At 70.9% G+C, this 17,816-nt stretch carries 19 protein-coding genes and 1 tRNA gene; 13 read left to right on the top strand and 7 right to left on the bottom strand.

Annotated features, from left to right (window positions below; genetic code table 11):
• Positions 1 to 39: 39 nt before the first annotated feature.
• Entirely contained in the window at positions 40 to 1,806 is a 1,767-nt protein-coding gene (locus FFG40_RS00845) for a helicase-associated domain-containing protein (RefSeq protein ID WP_138801950.1), read from the bottom strand.
• Between the two features lie 28 nt (positions 1,807 to 1,834).
• The gene (locus FFG40_RS00840) at positions 1,835 to 2,134 is read right to left on the bottom strand and encodes a hypothetical protein (protein ID WP_071244038.1); all 300 of its coding nucleotides are present in this window, start codon (positions 2,132 to 2,134) and stop codon (positions 1,835 to 1,837) included.
• Positions 2,135 to 2,189: 55 nt separating this feature from the next.
• Between FFG40_RS00840 and FFG40_RS00835 the strand changes: the two genes are divergently transcribed.
• Positions 2,190 to 2,567 (top strand): cold-shock protein, encoded by a 378-nt coding sequence (locus FFG40_RS00835; protein WP_017888041.1) that lies wholly within the window; start codon positions 2,190 to 2,192, stop codon positions 2,565 to 2,567.
• Between the two features lie 4 nt (positions 2,568 to 2,571).
• Complete coding sequence (locus FFG40_RS00830; protein WP_138801949.1) at positions 2,572 to 3,378, top strand: DUF3027 domain-containing protein; 807 nt, start codon at positions 2,572 to 2,574, stop codon at positions 3,376 to 3,378.
• A 78-nt stretch (positions 3,379 to 3,456) separates the two neighbouring features.
• On the opposite strand, the gene serC is transcribed toward FFG40_RS00830, so the two are convergent.
• The gene (serC, locus tag FFG40_RS00825; RefSeq protein ID WP_138801948.1) at positions 3,457 to 4,572 is read right to left on the bottom strand and encodes a phosphoserine transaminase; all 1,116 of its coding nucleotides are present in this window, start codon (positions 4,570 to 4,572) and stop codon (positions 3,457 to 3,459) included.
• A 184-nt stretch (positions 4,573 to 4,756) separates the two neighbouring features.
• Here serC and FFG40_RS00820 point away from each other — a divergent pair, with 184 nt between their 5' ends.
• From FFG40_RS00820 to FFG40_RS00785, 8 genes are all read left to right on the top strand, one after another.
• Entirely contained in the window at positions 4,757 to 5,452 is a 696-nt protein-coding gene (locus tag FFG40_RS00820) for a metal-dependent transcriptional regulator (protein ID WP_071244044.1), read from the top strand.
• 227 nt (positions 5,453 to 5,679) lie between these two features.
• Positions 5,680 to 6,666, top strand: coding sequence for a C40 family peptidase (locus FFG40_RS17350; protein WP_185974056.1), 987 nt, complete (start codon positions 5,680 to 5,682; stop codon positions 6,664 to 6,666).
• Between the two features lie 353 nt (positions 6,667 to 7,019).
• Entirely contained in the window at positions 7,020 to 7,514 is a 495-nt protein-coding gene (locus FFG40_RS00810; RefSeq protein ID WP_027466591.1) for an HNH endonuclease, read from the top strand.
• Between the two features lie 170 nt (positions 7,515 to 7,684).
• Positions 7,685 to 8,581 (top strand): CPBP family intramembrane glutamic endopeptidase, encoded by an 897-nt coding sequence (locus FFG40_RS00805; RefSeq protein WP_138801946.1) that lies wholly within the window; start codon positions 7,685 to 7,687, stop codon positions 8,579 to 8,581.
• A complete protein-coding gene (locus tag FFG40_RS00800) occupies positions 8,578 to 9,441 on the top strand; it encodes a CPBP family intramembrane glutamic endopeptidase (RefSeq protein WP_138801945.1) in 864 nt (287 codons plus the stop codon). The genes FFG40_RS00805 and FFG40_RS00800 overlap by 4 nt, the downstream gene beginning before the upstream one ends.
• The gene (locus tag FFG40_RS00795) at positions 9,441 to 10,145 is read left to right on the top strand and encodes an AIM24 family protein (RefSeq protein ID WP_138801944.1); all 705 of its coding nucleotides are present in this window, start codon (positions 9,441 to 9,443) and stop codon (positions 10,143 to 10,145) included. The genes FFG40_RS00800 and FFG40_RS00795 overlap by 1 nt, the downstream gene beginning before the upstream one ends.
• Before the next feature lie 87 nt (positions 10,146 to 10,232).
• A complete protein-coding gene (locus tag FFG40_RS00790) occupies positions 10,233 to 11,336 on the top strand; it encodes an epoxide hydrolase family protein (protein ID WP_138801943.1) in 1,104 nt (367 codons plus the stop codon).
• 13 nt (positions 11,337 to 11,349) lie between these two features.
• Positions 11,350 to 11,424 (top strand) — tRNA-Arg (locus tag FFG40_RS00785).
• 43 nt (positions 11,425 to 11,467) lie between these two features.
• Here FFG40_RS00785 and FFG40_RS00780 read toward each other — a convergent pair.
• Positions 11,468 to 11,920 (bottom strand): HTH domain-containing protein, encoded by a 453-nt coding sequence (locus tag FFG40_RS00780; protein WP_138801942.1) that lies wholly within the window; start codon positions 11,918 to 11,920, stop codon positions 11,468 to 11,470.
• 104 nt (positions 11,921 to 12,024) lie between these two features.
• On the opposite strand from FFG40_RS00780, the gene argG reads away from it, so the two are divergent.
• On the top strand, positions 12,025 to 13,467 hold the full coding sequence (argG, locus tag FFG40_RS00775) for an argininosuccinate synthase (RefSeq protein ID WP_138801941.1): 1,443 nt from the start codon (positions 12,025 to 12,027) through the stop codon (positions 13,465 to 13,467).
• A gap of 91 nt (positions 13,468 to 13,558) precedes the next feature.
• On the opposite strand, the gene FFG40_RS00770 is transcribed toward argG, so the two are convergent.
• A complete protein-coding gene (locus FFG40_RS00770) occupies positions 13,559 to 14,272 on the bottom strand; it encodes an alpha/beta hydrolase (protein ID WP_138801940.1) in 714 nt (237 codons plus the stop codon).
• Positions 14,273 to 14,494: 222 nt separating this feature from the next.
• Here FFG40_RS00770 and FFG40_RS16945 point away from each other — a divergent pair, with 222 nt between their 5' ends.
• Together FFG40_RS16945 and FFG40_RS00765 are read left to right on the top strand one after the other, a co-directional pair.
• The gene (locus FFG40_RS16945) at positions 14,495 to 14,662 is read left to right on the top strand and encodes a hypothetical protein (protein ID WP_155896891.1); all 168 of its coding nucleotides are present in this window, start codon (positions 14,495 to 14,497) and stop codon (positions 14,660 to 14,662) included.
• Positions 14,663 to 14,703: 41 nt separating this feature from the next.
• Entirely contained in the window at positions 14,704 to 15,297 is a 594-nt protein-coding gene (locus tag FFG40_RS00765; RefSeq protein ID WP_138801939.1) for a copper resistance CopC family protein, read from the top strand.
• 115 nt (positions 15,298 to 15,412) lie between these two features.
• Here FFG40_RS00765 and FFG40_RS00760 read toward each other — a convergent pair whose 3' ends face one another.
• Entirely contained in the window at positions 15,413 to 16,837 is a 1,425-nt protein-coding gene (locus tag FFG40_RS00760; protein WP_138801938.1) for an MATE family efflux transporter, read from the bottom strand.
• A 214-nt stretch (positions 16,838 to 17,051) separates the two neighbouring features.
• Positions 17,052 to 17,489 carry a MarR family winged helix-turn-helix transcriptional regulator gene (locus FFG40_RS00755; RefSeq protein WP_027466582.1) on the bottom strand — a complete coding sequence of 146 codons (438 nt, stop codon included), beginning with the start codon at positions 17,487 to 17,489 and terminating at the stop codon, positions 17,052 to 17,054.
• Between the last annotated feature and the right edge of the window lie 327 nt (positions 17,490 to 17,816).

The raw sequence follows: 17,816 nt of genomic DNA, 5'->3' as shown, positions 1-17,816 counted from the left end.
GCCTAGCCGTCGGCACCTGCGTGCGGGTGACCGCGCGGCTCAGGCGTCGCTCTCGACCGACACGACGAGCGACAGCGGCAGGGTCCGCTCGACGTCGACGGCCGTGTCCCGCCCGCGGACGCGTCCGGCCGCGACCGAGGTCGGCACGATCGAGAACGGCCGCTCCGAGCCGTCCGGCATCCGGACGGTCACACGGATCGGCGTGCGTCCGCGCACGGCCAGGTCGATCTGCCGACCGAGCCACTCCTGCTCCGGCTCCGCGTCGCCGCGCTGCGTCGTCAGGCGGAGCCGTTCGACGAGTGCGTGCGCCGACTGTTCCGGCGAGCGTCCGGTGGGGCTGCGCCGGCCGGGAGGCCCGTGGTGCGCCTCGGGGCGGGCTGCGGTCGTCAGGACGGCCGGGTAGCGCTGGTCCTCGAGCGCGGTGTGCACGACGTGCGGCGGGTAGCGCGTGGTCAGCGTCGTCAGGTCGGGCCGCTCCCACGCGAGCTGTCGGAGCTCGGCGTCCACCCCGACGAGGTCGAGCTGGTCGGCGGTGCCGCGGACCTCGGTCCCGACGCCACCCGGCCCCCGGTCGACGACGATGCTGCCGTCGCGTCCGGCCACCTGGTCGATCAGGTAGGCGAGGGGCTGCGGGATCCCGGTGGCCGACAGCCGTCCGAGCAGGGACAGCAGGTCGTCGCGGGAGTGTCCGGCCCGGAACGCCGCGCGCAGGGTGTCCTCGGAGATGCGGTAGCGCGCCGCGAGGCCCGGTGCCTCGAGCACGGCGACGGTGCGCAGGGCGTCGTCGTCCACCGGCGCGAGCGGCCCCGGTGCGATGACGGTGAGGTCGTGCTGCAGGTAGACCCGCTCGACGGTGCCCGGCAGGTCGTCGGCGGCCTGCTCGTCGTCGCCGTCGAGGAGCGCCCGACCGGTGCTCGTCACTATGCCGTCGACCGCCAGGCCGAGCGACGCCGCGGTGCCGGCGACGTCGAGCAGCAGGGCGTCGAGCCAGCGGGACCCCGCCGGGTACGCCCAGCGCCCGAGCGGCACGAGGTCGCGCAGGTCCCCGTCGGCCAGGTCGAGCACCTGGTGCACGGCGGGCGGGAGCGTGTCCGACCACGCGGCCACCAGCGACACCCAGCGCTCCGGCCACCCGGCGAGCAACCACACGTGGCCGGCATCGGTGACGATCCAGCGTCCGGTGTCGGGATCGGCGAACCCGATGTCGTCGAGCAGCGCCAGGCGACCGGCGACGAGTTCGGCGTCGGTGCCGATGCGCTCCGCGAGGGTGCGGGCGAGCGGCATGCCGATCCCGCCCTTGACGAGTTCGCGGACCGCGCCGGCGTCGACCGCCCGCAGCAGTTCGGCGAGCACGGTCATCGTCGCGAACGCCTGCTCCGCGCCGGTGGTGCGCGCACGCTCGAGCGCCACGGCGTCGAGGGCGGGAGCAGCGGGGCGGACCTGCTCCGGGCCTCCAGGCTGCTCGTCGAGCGAGGTGAGGTCGGGGTGGGCGGCCACGCGAGCGGCGACCGCGTCGTCGACTGCGCCGTCCTCGTCGGCGAGGCCGAGCTCGATCGCGGGGCCGAGCGCGTCGACGGCGCCGCCGTCACGCAGTGCGAGGATCGTCGCGCGCGGCAGGTGCTCGACGGCGGCGTCCACGGCGTCGTCGCTGCGGAGCGCCTCGGCGAGGTCGAAGAAGTCGGTGATTCGCTGCGGGCCGGTCTCGGCGAGTGCAGCGGTGGGGAGTCGCCTCGCCGCGACGAGGCGCTCGAGCGCATCGTCCGGCATCGCCCGGAGTCGGGCGGCGAGGTCGGCGGTGGTCGTCATCGTCCGGTGCCAGCGTCCGGGGCGGACGTCAGCGAGCCGTCCGGTTCGCTCGTGCGCGACGTGTCCAGGTGATGCCGAGGAGCGTGAAGACCAGCACCATGGCGATCGGGAAGCCGAAGAGCGGGATCGCCATGACCACCGGCCACGGCATCGCACCCTGGGCAGCAGGTGCGGTGAGCCACATGATGATCATCGCGACGAAGCAGAGCAAGCCGAGGATGATGATCCCACCGATCATGAACGCCAGAGCGCGTTCGGTACGATTGAACGTCACCGGGGGTTCTGCGGAGTCCTGCGGGTTCCCGGTTGATCGGGTCGGCTTGGCCATCGACCCAGGATATCCGACGCACCACGGCCGTACCACGACCTCGAGGAGTCCACGCATGCCCACCGGCAAGGTCAAGTTCTACGACGACGACAAGGGCTTCGGCTTCATCACCGGAGACGACGGCGACCAGGTGTTCCTGCACGCGTCCTCGCTGCCCGACGGCGTCGTGACCGTCAAGGCCGGCACGCGGCTGGAGTACGGCGTCGTCCAGGGCAAGAAGGGGTCGCAGGCGTTGTCCGTGCGGCTGCTCGAGCCCCAGCCGTCGCTGTCGCGGATGACCCGTCGCTCCGCGGACGACATGGCCGTGATCGTCGAGGACCTGGTGAAGGAACTCGACCGGATCAGCGGAGACCTCCGCCACGGCCGCTACCCGAAGAACGGCGATCGCATCGCCGCCATCCTGCGGCACGTCGCAGACCAGTTGGAGGCGTGACCCCATGACCGAGTCCGAGACAGCAGGGGCCGAGACGGCTCCCGACGCAGCGTCCACCGACGCAGCGTCCATCGACTACACCGACCTGGCGCGCGAGGCGTTGCTCGAGGTCACCCCGGAGTCGACCGTCGGTGCACCCGTCGGCACCGTGGACGAAGGGGACGGCGTCGTGTCCGTCCTGTTCGCCAACCGGCTGCCCGGCTACCCCGGGTGGCGGTGGACCGTCAGCGTCGCCAAGGTCGGCGACGACGAACCGACCGTGCTCGAGGTCGAGCTGATGCCCGGGGACGGCTCGCTCGTCGCGCCCGAGTGGGTGCCGTGGTCCGAGCGACTGGCCGAGTACCGGGCCGCGCAGGAGCACGAGGGTGAGGACGGCGCCGAGGACGCGTCGGACGATGACTCCGACGACGAGGACTACGACGACGAGTCCGATGACGACGAAGACGACGACGAGTCGGACGACGAGGACTCGGACGAGGACGACGACTACGACGACTCGGATGACGACGAGGACGACGAGGACGACGACGAGTCGGACGACGACGATGACGATGACGACGAGTTCGACACCGACGAGGACGACCTCGACGAGTCGGACGACGACGACATCGAGGGTGTGGACGTCGATGCGCTCGCCGATGTGAGCGACAGCGACACTGACACCTCCGCCAGCTCGGCTGCCGAGGACGAGGCCCCGCAACCGCCCCGTCGCCGCCGTGCCCGCCGCGTGCAGCCGTTCGAGCCCGACGCCGATCTCGAGGTCGACCAGCTCGACGCCGGCGAGGCCGACCCGGGCTTCCACCGCGCCTGACCCGGACCGACGAACGGGCCCGGCATCACCGATCCGGTGGTGCCGGGCCCGTCCTCGTTCCGGCGGGTGTCCCCGAGGTCAGCGCAGGGCGTCGATCGTGAAGTCGATCGCGCGCACGAGCTTCGCGACGTCGTCCGGGTCGATGGCGGTGAACGTCGCGACGCGCAGCTGGTTGCGGCCGAGCTTCCGGTACGGCTCGGTGTCGACGATGCCGTTCGCGCGCAGGGTCGCGGCCACGGCCTTGGCGTCGATCGAGTCGTCGAGGTCGATCGTGGCGACGACCTGGGAGCGAGCGGCGGGGTCGGTGACGAACGGGGTCGCCCAGTCGCTGGCCTCGGCCCAGTCGTAGATGGTCGACGACGAGGTCTTCGTGCGGAGGTCCGCCCACGCCAGGCCACCGGACTCCTTCATCCACCGCACCTGCTCGTCGAGGAGCAGCAGCGTGGAGATCGCCGGGGTGTTCAGGGTCTGGTTCAGACGCGAGTTGTCGACGGCGTTCTTGAGCGACAGGAACTCCGGGATGTACCGGTCGGAGGCGGCGATCCGCTCGATCCGCTCGATCGCGGCGGGGGAGAGCAGCGCGAGCCACAGGCCGCCGTCCGAGGCGAAGTTCTTCTGCGGGGCGAAGTAGTAGACGTCGGTGGCGCTGACGTCGAACAGGGCGCCACCGGCGGCGCTGGTCGCGTCGACGACGGTGAGGGCGCCGGCGTCACCGGTCGCGCGGACCACCGGGGCCATGACACCCGTCGAGGTCTCGTTGTGCGGGTAGGCGTAGACGTCCACGCCCTCGACCGGTTCGAGTGCGGCGAGGGAGCCACCCGGTGCCTCGACGACGTGCGGAGCCTCGAGCCACGGGGTCGCTGCGGCCTTGGCGAACTTCGACCCGAACTCGCCGAAGGACAGGTTCTCGGCACGGCGCTCGATGAGGCCGAACGCGGCGGCGTCCCAGAACGCGGTCGAGCCGCCGTTGCCGAGGACGACCTCGTAGCCCTCGGGGATCTGGAACAGGTCGGCGAGGCCGGAGCGGACGCTGCCGACCAGGTCCTTCACGGGCTTCTGGCGGTGCGAGGTGCCGAGGATCGTGGCACCGCGCGTCACGAGGGACTCGAGCTGGGCGCCGCGGATCTTCGACGGACCGCAGCCGAAGCGACCGTCGGTGGGGAGGAGTTCGGCCGGGATGACGATGTCTGCCATGCACCGATCCTACCGACGACGATCCGCCTGCCCGAGCCCGTGTACCGGCCGGACGGGGAGGGTTCGACCCGCTCGTCCACCGCGTCGGATGACCCTTTCTCACGTGCACCCGGGCGCCGGTCGGTGTTCGTCGGTGCGAACAAGTAGTGTGGTCGGCGCTGGGCCCAGACATGAGAGGCGGACCGTGACCGATCTCGTCGACACCACGGAGATGTACCTTCGCACCATCCTCGACCTCGAGGAAGAGGCGATCGTGCCGCTGCGCGCGCGCATCTCCGAGCGCCTCGGACACTCGGGCCCGACGGTCTCGCAGACCATCGCCCGCATGGAGCGCGACGGCCTGGTCGTCGTCTCCGGTGACCGCCACCTGGAGCTCACCGACGAAGGCCGTTCCCGCGCCACCCACGTGATGCGCAAGCACCGCCTGGCCGAACGCCTGCTCGCCGACGTCATCGGACTCGACTGGGCCTTCGTGCACGATGAGGCCTGCCGGTGGGAGCACGTCATGAGCGAGCAGGTCGAGGTCCGCCTGCTCGAGATGCTCGGCAACCCGACCGAGTCGCCGTACGGCAACCCGATCCCCGGACTGGCCGAGATCGGTGGCCCCGCGGCCGCCGGGTTCCTCGACGGTGTCCAGAACATCGTCGCCGCGACCGAGGGCACCGACGCCGTCACGACCGGGGTGGTCCGACGCCTGGGCGAGCCCGTGCAGTTCGAACCGGAGCTCCTCCACCAGCTCCGCACCGCCGGCGTCATGCCCGGGCGCGTGGCGAGCGTGCAGCGTGCGGGCGCCTACGTCGCGGTCCGCGTCGAGGGCGAGGACTCGGGCATCGAGCTGCCCATCGAGGTCGCGCAGCACGTCTACATCGAGCGGGACTGACCGTTCCTGGTCCTCCCTGAGAGTCTTTACCGTTTCGTTACACACGGGGCGTTTGGTCTCGACACGGTAACGACGCCTCCGTACACTCGTCCGAGTCGCCGCGCTGCCCCTGAGCCGGAGACCCGTGGCAGGACGTCTCGAACCCGTCTCCTGCCTCGATCGGAAACGATGACGAACGGATGGGGTTGCACACTGCCGGACACCCACGGCGGCGTGATGACGAGACGTTGGAGACCCACCTCTTGACGCAGACCGGTACCGCCGCGGACGACCAGACGCCCGCGAACCCGACGAACACCGAGAACGCCACCACCGCCCCGCTCACCCGGCGGGCCGTGCGCGAGACCGAGGGCCGCCCGGTCCGCAAGGTCGTGCCGGTGCGCTCCGCCCCGTTGCCCGGTGGTCGTCGTGCCGCCCAGGCCGCGGCCGCAGCGAACACCGCCAAGGCCACCTCGTCGTCGCGCAAGCGCAAGTTCCTCGCGCCGGTCGTCCTCACCGTGGCCGCCGGCATGTTCGGCACGGTCGCGGTCGCCCCGGCCTTCGCAGCGACGACCTCGAGCAACTCGACCGCCGCCGCCGATGCCCAGCGTCAGGTCCGTGCCACGCAGAGCCAGGAACTGTCGGTCTCCGACGCCGTGGCGCTCGCCGACACGAGCCGTGACGGCTTCGGCGCGACGTCCACCGCGACGCTCGACGCCGAGAAGGCCGCGAAGCAGGCCGCCGCCGACCAGGCTGCCGCAGCGAAGGAAGCCGCCGAGCAGGCCGAGCAGACCCAGTCCGCCCGCGCCGCGACGGCGAAGCAGTACTCCTCGTACACCGGGCCGACCGCCGCCGAGTACGCGGCCAGCTCGTCCGCTGCCGACACCCCGTTCTCGCTGCCGGCCGTGGTCGCCACGGGCAAGCAGTACATCGGCACCCCGTACGTCTTCGGTGGCGCGGACCCGTCGGGCTTCGACTGCTCCGGCTTCATCATGTTCGTGTACGCCCAGTACGGCATCAACCTCGCGCACTCGGTGCCGCTGCAGGACCAGGCCGGCACGACGATCCCCGAGTCCGAGGCGCAGCCCGGCGACGTCGTCATCTTCAACAACGAGGCGCACGACGGCTTCTACATGGGGAACGGCATGATCATGGACGCCCCGAAGCCCGGCGGCACCGTGCAGATCCGTCCGATCTGGACCAGCGACTACCACATCGTCCGCTTCGGCATCTAGCGAACACTGCCCCCGGGGGAGTGTGAACTTCTCCAGAACCGGCCCGCACACCCTCGTGCCGGGCCGGTTTCTGGGTTAACCTGACGCTGCACCGGTCCGCACCGGCGCGAACAGGAGACCCTCATGTCGATGTTCCGCACGACCCGCACCATGGGTCGGCGCGCGCGCGTCGACATATGGTCGAGCACAGCCTGCGTGCACGAGCACGCCCCTGCATGACGAGAGCACTGCCCATCCGGGTGGTGCTCTTCGTGGTTCCAGGGGTGTGAACAGGTCGTCCTCACCCGTTCGCGTCGTCGGTCCGACGCACCCGCAGCGCCTGGAAGCCGTCCAGGCACGTCGGAAGGGAACCCATGCGCACTCTCGTCCTCAACGCCGGTTACGAGCCCCTCGCGGTGATCTCGTTCCGACGAGCCCTCGTGCTGGTCATGAACCAGAAGGCCGCCATCGTCGCCGCCGACGTCGAACACCCGGTCACCGGGTCGACGTCGAGCTACGACCGTCCGTCCGTCATCATCCTCACCCGCTACGTGCGCATCCCGCACTCCAGGCTCGTGCCGGTGTCCCGTCGCGGTGTGCTGCGTCGGGACGGCAACCACTGTGCCTACTGCGGCCGCCACGCCACCACCATCGACCACGTGCAGCCGCGGTCGCGCGGTGGGCAGGACTCGTGGGAGAACCTCGTCGCCTGCTGCCTGGCCTGCAACAACACCAAGGGCGACCGCACCCCGCAGGAGATGGGGTGGCGCCTCCGGTTCCCGCCGAAGGTGCCGCACGGGTCCTCGTGGGTCGTGCGCGGCATCGAGCGCCCGCAGGCGGAGTGGGACGAGTACCTCGTGGCCGCGTAGCGGCTGTCGGTACGCACCAGGAGACGGACTGGAGGCCCGTGGCGACGCCGCCACGGGCCTCCAGTCCGTCCGTCGCGCGTCCATGGCCCCCGGAGCGTTCCGGGCTCGCACTACGCTGACGTGAGGACCATTCACCAGACGCCCCGACGACCGAGACCCGCGAGGACAGCATGGCCGCAGGAACAGAGCGCTCGACCGACACGGCAGCGGGACGGAACCCGTGGCAGCGGTTCTGGAACCGTGGCGGGTGGTGGCGCGCGGTGCTGGCCGTCGTCCTCTACCTGGCGGTCTACGAGGGGCTCGGCTGGCTGAACGCCCACACCCTCGCCAGCGGCATCACCGCGGACGAGCTGTTCGCCTCACCCCGCGGAGTGGTCGTCGGCATCGCCCTGCCGATCATCGTGATGGGGCTGCTCACCCTGGTCTTCGTCCGCACGCTCGGATGGGGGCGCGAGGTCTTCGGTCGCCAGCCACTGCCCGGACGCGGGTGGATGTGGATCGCCGTCGTGCTGCTGCTCGTCCCGATCGTGATCCGGCTCGTCGCGACGAACTGGTCGTCGTACTCGGTCTCCGTGGTCTTCGCGGTGCTCTTCCTCGGTCTCTGCATCGGGTTCGCCGAGGAGCTCATCGCCCGTGGCGTCGCCGTGAACCTCCTCCGACGCGGGCACCACACCGAACGCACCGTCGCGCTGCTGTCGTCGCTGCTGTTCGGGTTGATGCACGCCTCGAACGCCATCGGAGGGACACCGCTCGTCACGGTGGCCGTCACGGTCGTGTACACGTTCGGCGCCGGCATGATGTTCTACCTGTCGATGCGGGTCACGGGCAGCATCGTCCCCGCGATGCTCCTGCACGCGGCGACCGACCCGACCACGATCCTGGCGACCGGTGGCATCGACACCACCGCTGCGGCCGCCGGTGACGCCGGGCTGATCGGCTTCGCGGGGATCTTCAACTTCGCCTACCCGGTGCTCGCACTCCTGGTGCTCTTCTTCATCAAGGGCCGTGTCAGCAGCCCCGAGACCGGGACCTCGACCGAGACCGACCAGCAGGGAGTGGCCGCATGACCGCCCCGGTCGATGGGCGTCGCGAGGTCCCGCGGCTGTTCTGGATCGCCCTCGTCGCCTGTGTGGTCTACGTCCTCATGGCCGCCGGGGTGGGGAACCTGCTCAGCGCCGTCGTCGACGGGGAGAACCACCCGATCGCGGACTGGCTCGCCGGCACCTGGATCCCGGTCGGCATCATGATCGTCGCCGGAGTGTTCTTCGCCCGACGTTCGGGTTGGTGGAGCGACATCTGGCGAGAACCGGCCGTCGCCGTCGGCCGCCCTCGGCGCTGGTGGTGGCTCGCCGCTCCGGTGCTGTCCCTCGTCTCGACAGTGATCCTGTACAGCCTCGTGCCGTGGTCCGAGGCGTCGGTCGGGATCATCGTCGTCGTGCTCATCGGGGCGCTCGGCGTCGGCGTCGGCGAGGAGCTGTTCTTCCGCGGGATCCTCGTCACCGCGCTCCGGGCACACCACTCCGAGTTCGTCGTCCTCATCGTCTCCTCGGTGATGTTCGGCCTCGCCCACGTGGTCGGCTTCGTGATCGCCGGACTCCCGCTCGGCCTGGTCCTGTTCCAGGTTGCGTTCCTCAGCATGGACGGAGCGCTCTTCTACGCGGCCCGCCGCGCCACCGGGAAGCTGTGGGTGCCGATGCTCCTGCACGGGCTCAACGACGCCGCGCTGTTCCTGCAGACCGCGGGCCGCAACCACGAGGGCGCCGAGCCCCCGGCAACCACCGGAGTCATCGAGATCATCCTGATCGCGCTCTCGGTCGCGATCGCGATCAGCGTGGCGCGTGAGACACTCCGCAGCCGCCGGGAACGCCACACCACCACCGGCGGCGGCGAGACCGACGGACCCGCGACACGAGGGATGAGTGGCTGATGCACAGCGAGATCTCCGGAACGACGATGCCCGTCCTGCACATCACCCTCGACGCCGGCGAGCAGGTCGTCGCCGAGGGCGGCGACATCGCCTGGCTCACCACGGGGTTCGAGATGGACACCTCGACCACGCACGCTGGCGGAGGCGGCTTCCTGAACGGGTTGAAGCGGGTGCTCGGCGGTGGACAGCTGTTCCTCACCCGGTACACGGCGCCACCAATCGGTGGGCAGCTCAGCATCGCCGCGCAACTGCCCGGCACGATCCGGGAGATCACTGTCGACCCGGACGACACCTACATGGTGCAGAACGGCTCGTACACCGCCAGCACCCTCGGCGTGGACGTGTCGGTGGGGCTGCAGAAGCGGCTCGGCGCCGGCATCTTCGGCGGTGCCGGTGTCGTGTTCCAGACGCTGAGCGGGACCGGGACCGCCTGGGTGCAGCTCGCCGGGGAACTCACCGAGGTCGAGCTCGCGGCGGGGGAGTCGCTGCTGATCCACCCGGGGCACCTGGCGATGTACCGCGCCGGGATGCCCGTCGAGTTCGCCACGGTGAAGGGCATCAAGAACAAGGTCTTCGGCGACTCGATGTTCCTCGCCGAGGTGCACGGGCCGGGCACGATGTGGCTGCAGTCGATGACTCCCGCGGCCCTCGCGGCGGCCATCCAGCCGTACCTGCCGAAGCCGCAGGGCAGCGACCGCGACTGACGGGCGTCGCCAGGCACGGGACCTCGACGAGGTCACGCTCGGTCTGCGGGCTTCCGTTCGTCGGTGGCGCTGACTAGCGTCGCCGGCATGGGCGAGACACCGCACATCGACGACGCGACCATCGACGACCTACGCGCTCGGCTGCGTGCCACGCGCTGGCCGGACGCGCCCGCGGGGGTCGGCTGGTCGCTCGGCGTGGACCTCGACGTCCTTCGCCCGCTCGTCGAGTACTGGGCCGACGGGTTCGACTTCGACGCACACCGCGCCGAGCTCGCCGCGCTGCCCTCGCGCCGTGTCGTCGTGGACGGCATCGGCATCCACATGCTGCACGCCCGTGCCGAGCGGTCCGACGCACTGCCGGTCCTGCTCGCACACGGCTGGCCGGACTCGGGGTGGCGGTACCGCAAGGTGCTGCCGATGCTCGTCGACGCCGGGTACGACGTCGTCGTGCCGGACATGCCCGGGTACGGATTCTCGGATGCACCGCCGCAGGTGCTCGACGCCCGGCAGGTGGCCGGCATGTGGGCGACGCTGATGACGGACCTGGGGTACGAGCGGTTCGCGGTGTCCGGCGGCGACATCGGCACGCACGTCGCCCGCTACCTGGCGCTCGACCACCCAGACCGGGTCGTCGCCGTGCACCGCATCGACGGCGGGCTCGCCTGGCCGGGCCTCGATGCGTCGACGCTGTCCGCCGCCGAGCGGGAGTTCGTCGCCGCGACCGATCGGTGGCGCACCGCCGAGGGTGCCTACGCGATGCTGCACCGCACGAAGCCGCAGACCGCCGCCGTCGGGCTGAACGACTCGCCCGCGGGGCTGGCCGCCTGGATCCTCGAGAAGCTCCGGGCATGGAGCGACTGCGGCGGGGACCCGTGGTCGGTCTACACGCGCGACGAGGTGCTGGCGCTGCTCACCGAGTACTGGGCCACGGGCACGATCGGCTCGGCGATGCGGATGTACCACGCGAACGCGGCGATCCCGGCGGAGCAGCTGGAACGACGGGTCGAGGTGCCGTCCGGGTTCTCGATCTTCCCGGGCGACATCGTGCGGGCGCCGCGCGAGTGGCTCGAGCGCACCACGAACCTGGTGTTCCACCACGAACTCGACCGCGGCGGGCACTTCGCGCCGTTCGAGCAGCCCGACCTGTTCGTCGACGAACTGCACGCGTTCCTGCAGGACTTCCGCCGCTAGAGTGGACGGGCCAGCCTCTGTAGCTCAATGGAAGAGCAGTTCCGTCCTAAGGAAATGGTTGGGGGTTCGAGTCCCTCCAGGGGCACCAGCAGGTCGAAGGGGTTCGAGTCCCTTCCGCGCGTTGGTATCGCTCAGTGCCTCGGTGTCGCGAGGTTGACGGCGTTCACGAGGAACGAGGTCCTGGTCGCGATCGAGTACTTCACGGCAGCGCTCACCCCGGTCGGATCGTTCGTGAACGCGTCGAGGTCGGACTCCGCGATCCCGGTGAGCGACGCGATGTTCGCGACCGTCAGCCCCGAGGCCTGCGTGAGAGCCTCGAGGATGCCGCGGACGCGGTCGTCGTCGGGCACGCTCGGAGCTGCGGCCAGCATGGCTGCGAGGACGGCGAGCCGCTGCGATTCGTCGGGAGTCAGTCCGGTCCCGAGGGCGGTCAGGCCCTGGTGCTCGGTCCCTGGGCCGTACAGGTACGCGGAGAGAGTCGACTCCGAGATCCCGGTCGTCTGTGCGATCACTTCGAGCGTGGCGGAACGGCGCTCGATCAAAGCGCGGAGCTCCGCCCGGACGTCGAGGGCATCGGCAGTCATCTCGTTCCCTTCCTGGTGTGACGGCGGGTCAGGTTGCAGGGCAGTTCTCCACAACCGTCGCCCCGGACGGTAGCCGAGCCCGCTGGCCCCGTACGATTGACCCCGTGTCCAAGGTCCTGAGCAGTCTCCCCGTCGGCGAACGAGTCGGCATCGCGTTCTCAGGGGGTCTCGACACCTCCTGCGCCGTTGCCTGGATGCGCGAGAAGGGAGCGATCCCCTGCACGTACACGGCCGACATCGGCCAGTACGACGAGCCGGACATCGACGCCGTCCCGAGCCGCGCCCACGAGTACGGCGCCGAGATCGCCCGACTGGTCGACGCGAAGAGCGCCCTGGTCGAAGAAGGCCTGGTCGCCCTGCAGACCGGTGCGTTCCACATCCGCTCCGGTGGCAAGACGTACTTCAACACGACGCCGCTCGGCCGCGCGGTGACGGGCACGATGCTCGTCCGCGCGATGAAGGAAGACGGCGTCGACATCTGGGGCGACGGCTCCACCTACAAGGGCAACGACATCGAGCGGTTCTACCGCTACGGCCTGATGGCCAACCCGCGTCTGCGCGTCTACAAGCCGTGGCTCGACTCCGAGTTCGTCGAGGAGCTCGGCGGCCGCAAGGAGATGAGCGAGTGGCTCGTCGCCCGCGGGTTCCCGTACCGCGACTCCACCGAGAAGGCGTACTCGACGGACGCGAACATCTGGGGCGCGACGCACGAGGCGAAGAGCCTCGAAGAGCTGTCGAGCGGCCTGGACATCGTCGAACCGATCATGGGTGTCGCCGCCTGGCGTGACGACGTCGAGGTCGCGACCGAGATCGTCAGCGTCCGGTTCGAGGCCGGTCGCCCCGTCGCGATCAACGGCGTCGAGTACCCCGACGCGGTCGCCCTGGTCTACGAGGCGAACGTGATCGGTGGCCGCCACGGCCTGGGTGCGTCCGACCAGATCGAGAACCGCATCATCGAGGCGAAGAGCCGTGGCATCTACGAGGCTCCGGGCATGGCGCTGCTGCACATCGCCTACGAGCGCCTGCTCAACGCGATCCACAACGAGGACACGGTCGCCTCGTACCACAACGAGGGTCGCCGTCTCGGTCGCCTGATGTACGAGGGTCGCTGGCTGGACCCGCAGTCCCTCATGCTCCGTGAGTCGCTGCAGCGCTGGGTCGCCTCCGCCGTCACCGGCGAGGTCACGCTGCGCCTGCGTCGCGGTGACGACTACACGATCCTCGACACCACGGGCCCGGCGCTGTCGTACCACCCGGACAAGCTGTCGATGGAGCGCGTCGGCGACGCCGCCTTCGGCCCGGACGACCGCATCGGCCAGCTCACCATGCGCAACCTCGACATCGCGGACTCCCGTTCGCGGCTCGAGCAGTACGCCGCCGCCGGCCTCATCGGTGGCGCGACGGCCGAGCTCGTCGGCGAGCTCGAGGCGGGCGAGGCCGAGGAGATCCTCGGAGGCGCGATCGTCGCCTCCGACGCCGAGGACGCGATGGGTCGTCGCACGGACCTCGCCTCCGAGGGCGCGGCCTTCGACTCCGGCACCGACTGATCGAGCGGACCCGCGCCCTGGGCGCGACCCCCTGATGACGGGAGGCCCGGTGCCAGCTGGCACCGGGCCTCCCGTCCGTCGTCGCGACGTCTCAAGCCGCGGCGCTTCCGAGCAGCAGCTCGAGCTGCTCGACGACCAGGTCGGGCCGGGTGATGAAGGGATGGTGCCCGGTGGGGACGTCGACGCTCCGCGTCGCACGTGCCGCGTGCGCTCGCTGGAGGCCGACGGTGGTGCTCCGGTCCTCGGTGCAGACCAGGTAGGTGGAGTCGACGCCCTGCCAGCCCGCGGCGGTCGTCGGCGTGACGAACGCGGCAGTGGACTGTGCGGTGACGCGGTCCCACGCAGCCCGCTGCACCTCGGGGACGGCGTCCTGCAGGAACCGCGCGCCGAACAACGAGGCGTCGTACCCGACCAGTGCCAGGGCTCCGTCCCCGGCATCACCGATCGCCACCGGGTCGGGCTCGTCCGACATGATCCCGGCCTGGGCCGATCCGACGTCGGGCAGATAGGACGACGCGTGGACCAGGTGCTCGACGGCACCGTGCTGGCCGGCGTCGGCGACGACCGTGCCGCCGTACGAGTGCCCGACGACGATCGCGCCGTCGCTGCGGTCGAGCGCGGCCCGGAGCGCTGCCGCGTCCTCGGCGAGACCGCCTTCGGGGCGGCCGGACGGGCCCTCGCCGCAGGACGGCAGCGCCACCGATCGACTGCGGACACCGGTTCGTTCGAACAGCAGGTCGGCGGTGGGCTGCCACCACCAGTCGCCGTCGCGCACGAGCGCGCCGTGGACGAAGAGGATCTCCATGCGCCGACGCTACAGCGCACCCGCCGCGCCGGTCCGTCGCGTCCGTCAGCCGCGAAGCGCATCCGCCTCGACGGCGATCCGGCCCGACCGTATCGTTGCGGTACCGGGTCAGTCATCAGGGACTCGTCGTCACGATGCTCCTCACGATCTGTGAGGTCTGGCACAGCGGGTCGACCCGGGCGGATCCGAGATGCGCATCATCTCGACGAAGGGCTGGTCGCCATGACCGCCACCATCCAGAACGCGTGGCACCGCCACGGGCTCCGTTCGCCCGAGGACCTCGCCGCCCTCGTCGCCGAACGCCTCGAAGGAACCGGCCACCAGCTCGTCAGCGTCAGCGAAGCGCGCTACGAGCCCACCTACGCGGACTTCCTCGGCGAGCAGCTCTGACCCCCAGCGGGCTGCCGCTCGGCCGTCGGTAGAGTCTGCGCATGCGCACAGCCCGAACCACGGCGGCGGCACTGGCGATCGTCGCGGCGGGACTGCTGACGCTCGTCGGTGTCCAGCCCGCGTCGGCCCACTCGGCCCTGACCAGCAGTACCCCGGCGGACGGGGCGGTCGTCACCGAACCGCTCGAGTCCGTCGACCTGACCTTCTCGGAAGCGCCGCTCGCCGGCCTCGATGCCGGACTCCGGATCCAGGTGACGGATGCCTCCGGTGCCGACGTCGCGAAGGGTGACGTGACGGTCTCCGGGACGACAATGCGCCGCGCGGTCGACCTCGACCAGGGCAGCTACACGGTGCTCTGGCGGTACGTGTCGCCGGACGGCCACCCGATCGAGGGAACGCTCGCGTTCGAGTACCGGGCCGCAGCGCCGACGTCGACCCCGAGCGCGAGTGTCACCCCGACGCCGAGCACCGCTCCGACGCCGAGTGCCACCGCGACGGCCACCGGAGCCTCGGACGGTGCTCCGTCCTCGTCGCCGGGCATCGCGCCGGGCGTGTGGATCGGCCTCGGCGCCGGAGCCGTCCTGGTGGCCGGCGCGGTCGTCGTGCTGCTGCTGCGGCGCGGCCGTAGCGCGTAGCACCCAGCGCGCGCGGCGCACGTCACGCGACCACGCGACGGACGGGAGGCCCGGTGCCGGACCGGCAGCGGGCCTCCCGTCCGCACGTGGTGCGTGACGCCGGGGGCGACGCGCCTCACGCCACGGGGGCGGCCTCCAGTGCGGCGTCGGCGCGTGCCGCGCTGCCCTCGGCCAGGCCTCGCGCGATGCGACCCCGGGTCGCCAGCCAGAGGACGACGGCGGCGACGAACACGATGCCCTCGGTGACGGTGAGTGCCCAGATGATCCCGGCCAGCCCGAACCACACGTTGCCGGCGATCACGATCGGGATGAACAGCACGCCCTGCGCCATCGACAGCACCATCGCGGGCATGACCATCCCGGTCGCCTGGAACAGCGACGTGAGCAGCCCCGTGAACCCGTTGACGACGGCGGCGACGAGCTGTGCCGTCAGGATCGTCATGCCGATCGCGAGTACCGAGTGGTCACCGGAGAAGATCGTGAAGACCTGCTCGCGGAACACGAACACGGTGCCGGAGAAGACGAGCACGATGCCGCCGACGGTCAGGGCCGCGGCGCGCAGGCCGGAGCGGAGTCGATCGGCGTCGCCCGCGCCGAACGCGTAGGCGAGCAGCGGCAGCACGCCGATGGTCACGCCCATCACCAGGAACTCCGGCACCTGGGCGATGCGGACCGCGACGCCCATCGCTGCCAGCGGGTCGTCACCGTAGGCGGCGGCGAGGTTGTTGAGGACGAGTGTCGTGACGATGAGGAACGCGGACTGCAGCAGTTCGCCGACGCCGATGCCGAACACGGGCTTCAGGATGTCCGCACGCAGGGTGAACCACTTCGGTGCGAAGCTGACGTTCTCGCTGTTCCGCTGCAGCCAGGTCACCCAGTAGGCGATCGAGACCACGTTGGCCAAGCCCACCGCGAGTGCGGCGCCGCCGACACCCCAGTGCAGCCCCAGGATGAACAGGACGTCGAACACCAGGTTGCCGACCGTGGACAGGACCAGGCCGATCATCGCCTGCCGCGCGGCACCCTCGGAGCGGACGATCTGCTCGAGCGCGAAGGACGCGGCGAGGACGGGGACGAACGCGAGCATCACGGCGACGTACTCGCTCGTGGCGGGGACCGCTGCCGCGTCGGCACCGAGGACGGCGACGAGCGGGCGGAGCAGCAGGAGTCCGACGACGCCGAGCACGGCGCCGGTCACCACGGCTCCCCACAGGGCGAACGAGGCGACGTGCTTGATGTCCCGCGCCTTGTCGGGATCGTGTTCCGATGCTCCGAGCAACCGGGACATCAAGGCGCTGCCGCCGACGCCGAACACCCCGCCCACGGCCATCACGAGGCCGAGCAGCGGCGTGCCGAAGGTGATCGCGGCGAGCAGGGACGTGTCGTGCTGGGCGCCGATGAAGCCCGCGTTGATGACGTTGTACAGGGCGCTGACGACCATCGCGGCGGCCATCGGCACGCACAGGTGCACCAGGGCTCGGGCGATCGGGGCAGCAGAGAGGTACCAGCGGTTCGTCGCCGCAGCGGTGGTGGAGGACATGACGGTTCCCTTCCGGGCATGACGGTGGGCGCGCCGACGGACGCCGGCACGGCAGGGGGGAGCACGCGACCGATGGGGTCGCGGGGTCGCGGGACCGCGGGATCGCGGGGTCGCGGGATCGCGAGGGCGCGCCGGCGGATCCGGCCGGGAGGCGCGTGGTGCGTGGAGCGGGTCGGTGCGGTGGCGCGGGTGGTGCGCTGGTGCGGTGGTGCGGCTAGCGGGTCGGCGGCGCGAGTTCCGCGGTCACCTTCTGCAGCAGCCGCCGCAGGGTGGCGCGTTCGTCCGCGTCGAGCGGTGCGAGCAGGGAGTCGTCGAGGGCGACCATCGCGTCGGTGAACCCGGCGATGAGGTCGATGCCCGCCTGGGTGGCGTGCACCGTCTTCGTCCGCCCGTTCGTGGCGTCCGGTCGTCGTTCGATCAGGCCACGCCGCTCGAGTCCCTGCAGGAGACTCGAGACGCTGGCCGCGCTGGTCCGGGTGGCCTCGGCGATGTCCCGCTGGATGGCGCCGGGGTGTTCCTGCAGGTACCCGAGCACGAAGGACTGCTCGTGGGTGAGGTCGCGCTCACGGACCCACTCCTCGGCGCCCTTGCGCTGTGCCCATCCGATCCACCGCATGAGCTGGAGCGGTGTCGTGAAGTCCGGTGCCTGCATGATCAGGACTCTAACTGTTAGGCATCGAACTGTCAACGAACCCAGCCTGACCCGTGACCCCACAACGGGGGTGTCGAGTCCTGCCCGGACCCTGATACCTTCCACAGCAAGCGGCCTCACCAGCCGCCTCCGGCCCGTTCGACGGGCCCCACATCCCCTGGCTCACCACCGGGGGCGGATCAGCGGCGGAGACCCCGTCGGAGGAGGGGGCATCGTGCCACACCACGGACCACCCACCGCGATCCCGGCGCGACGAGTTCGTCGCGCCTGACCAGGACGGGCGCCGGCGGGTACCGGCGTCCGCCTCACCGGGTCCGCGACGCGTTC

This window comes from Curtobacterium sp. KBS0715, assembly GCF_005938005.2.
Lineage (GTDB): Bacteria > Actinomycetota > Actinomycetes > Actinomycetales > Microbacteriaceae > Curtobacterium > Curtobacterium flaccumfaciens.
The sequence above is the reverse complement of the archived record's forward strand: the minus strand, read 5'-3'. Positions and strand labels throughout refer to the sequence as shown.

Bases quoted from the DNA above. Each gene is read 5' to 3' on its own strand.
- FFG40_RS00845 (WP_138801950.1), bottom strand. From the start codon at position 1,806: ATGACGACCACCGCCGACCTCGCCGCCCGACTCCGGGCGATGCCGGAC.
- FFG40_RS00840 (WP_071244038.1), bottom strand. From the start codon at position 2,134: ATGGCCAAGCCGACCCGATCAACCGGGAACCCGCAGGACTCCGCAGAA.
- FFG40_RS00835 (WP_017888041.1), top strand. From the start codon at position 2,190: ATGCCCACCGGCAAGGTCAAGTTCTACGACGACGACAAGGGCTTCGGC.
- FFG40_RS00830 (WP_138801949.1), top strand. From the start codon at position 2,572: ATGACCGAGTCCGAGACAGCAGGGGCCGAGACGGCTCCCGACGCAGCG.
- serC (WP_138801948.1), bottom strand. From the start codon at position 4,572: ATGGCAGACATCGTCATCCCGGCCGAACTCCTCCCCACCGACGGTCGC.
- FFG40_RS00810 (WP_027466591.1), top strand. From the start codon at position 7,020: ATGCGCACTCTCGTCCTCAACGCCGGTTACGAGCCCCTCGCGGTGATC.
- FFG40_RS00805 (WP_138801946.1), top strand. From the start codon at position 7,685: ATGGCCGCAGGAACAGAGCGCTCGACCGACACGGCAGCGGGACGGAAC.
- FFG40_RS00800 (WP_138801945.1), top strand. From the start codon at position 8,578: ATGACCGCCCCGGTCGATGGGCGTCGCGAGGTCCCGCGGCTGTTCTGG.
- FFG40_RS00795 (WP_138801944.1), top strand. From the start codon at position 9,441: ATGCACAGCGAGATCTCCGGAACGACGATGCCCGTCCTGCACATCACC.
- FFG40_RS00790 (WP_138801943.1), top strand. From the start codon at position 10,233: ATGGGCGAGACACCGCACATCGACGACGCGACCATCGACGACCTACGC.
- FFG40_RS00780 (WP_138801942.1), bottom strand. From the start codon at position 11,920: ATGACTGCCGATGCCCTCGACGTCCGGGCGGAGCTCCGCGCTTTGATC.
- FFG40_RS00770 (WP_138801940.1), bottom strand. From the start codon at position 14,272: ATGGAGATCCTCTTCGTCCACGGCGCGCTCGTGCGCGACGGCGACTGG.
- FFG40_RS16945 (WP_155896891.1), top strand. From the start codon at position 14,495: ATGACCGCCACCATCCAGAACGCGTGGCACCGCCACGGGCTCCGTTCG.
- FFG40_RS00765 (WP_138801939.1), top strand. From the start codon at position 14,704: ATGCGCACAGCCCGAACCACGGCGGCGGCACTGGCGATCGTCGCGGCG.
- FFG40_RS00760 (WP_138801938.1), bottom strand. From the start codon at position 16,837: ATGTCCTCCACCACCGCTGCGGCGACGAACCGCTGGTACCTCTCTGCT.
- FFG40_RS00755 (WP_027466582.1), bottom strand. From the start codon at position 17,489: ATGCAGGCACCGGACTTCACGACACCGCTCCAGCTCATGCGGTGGATC.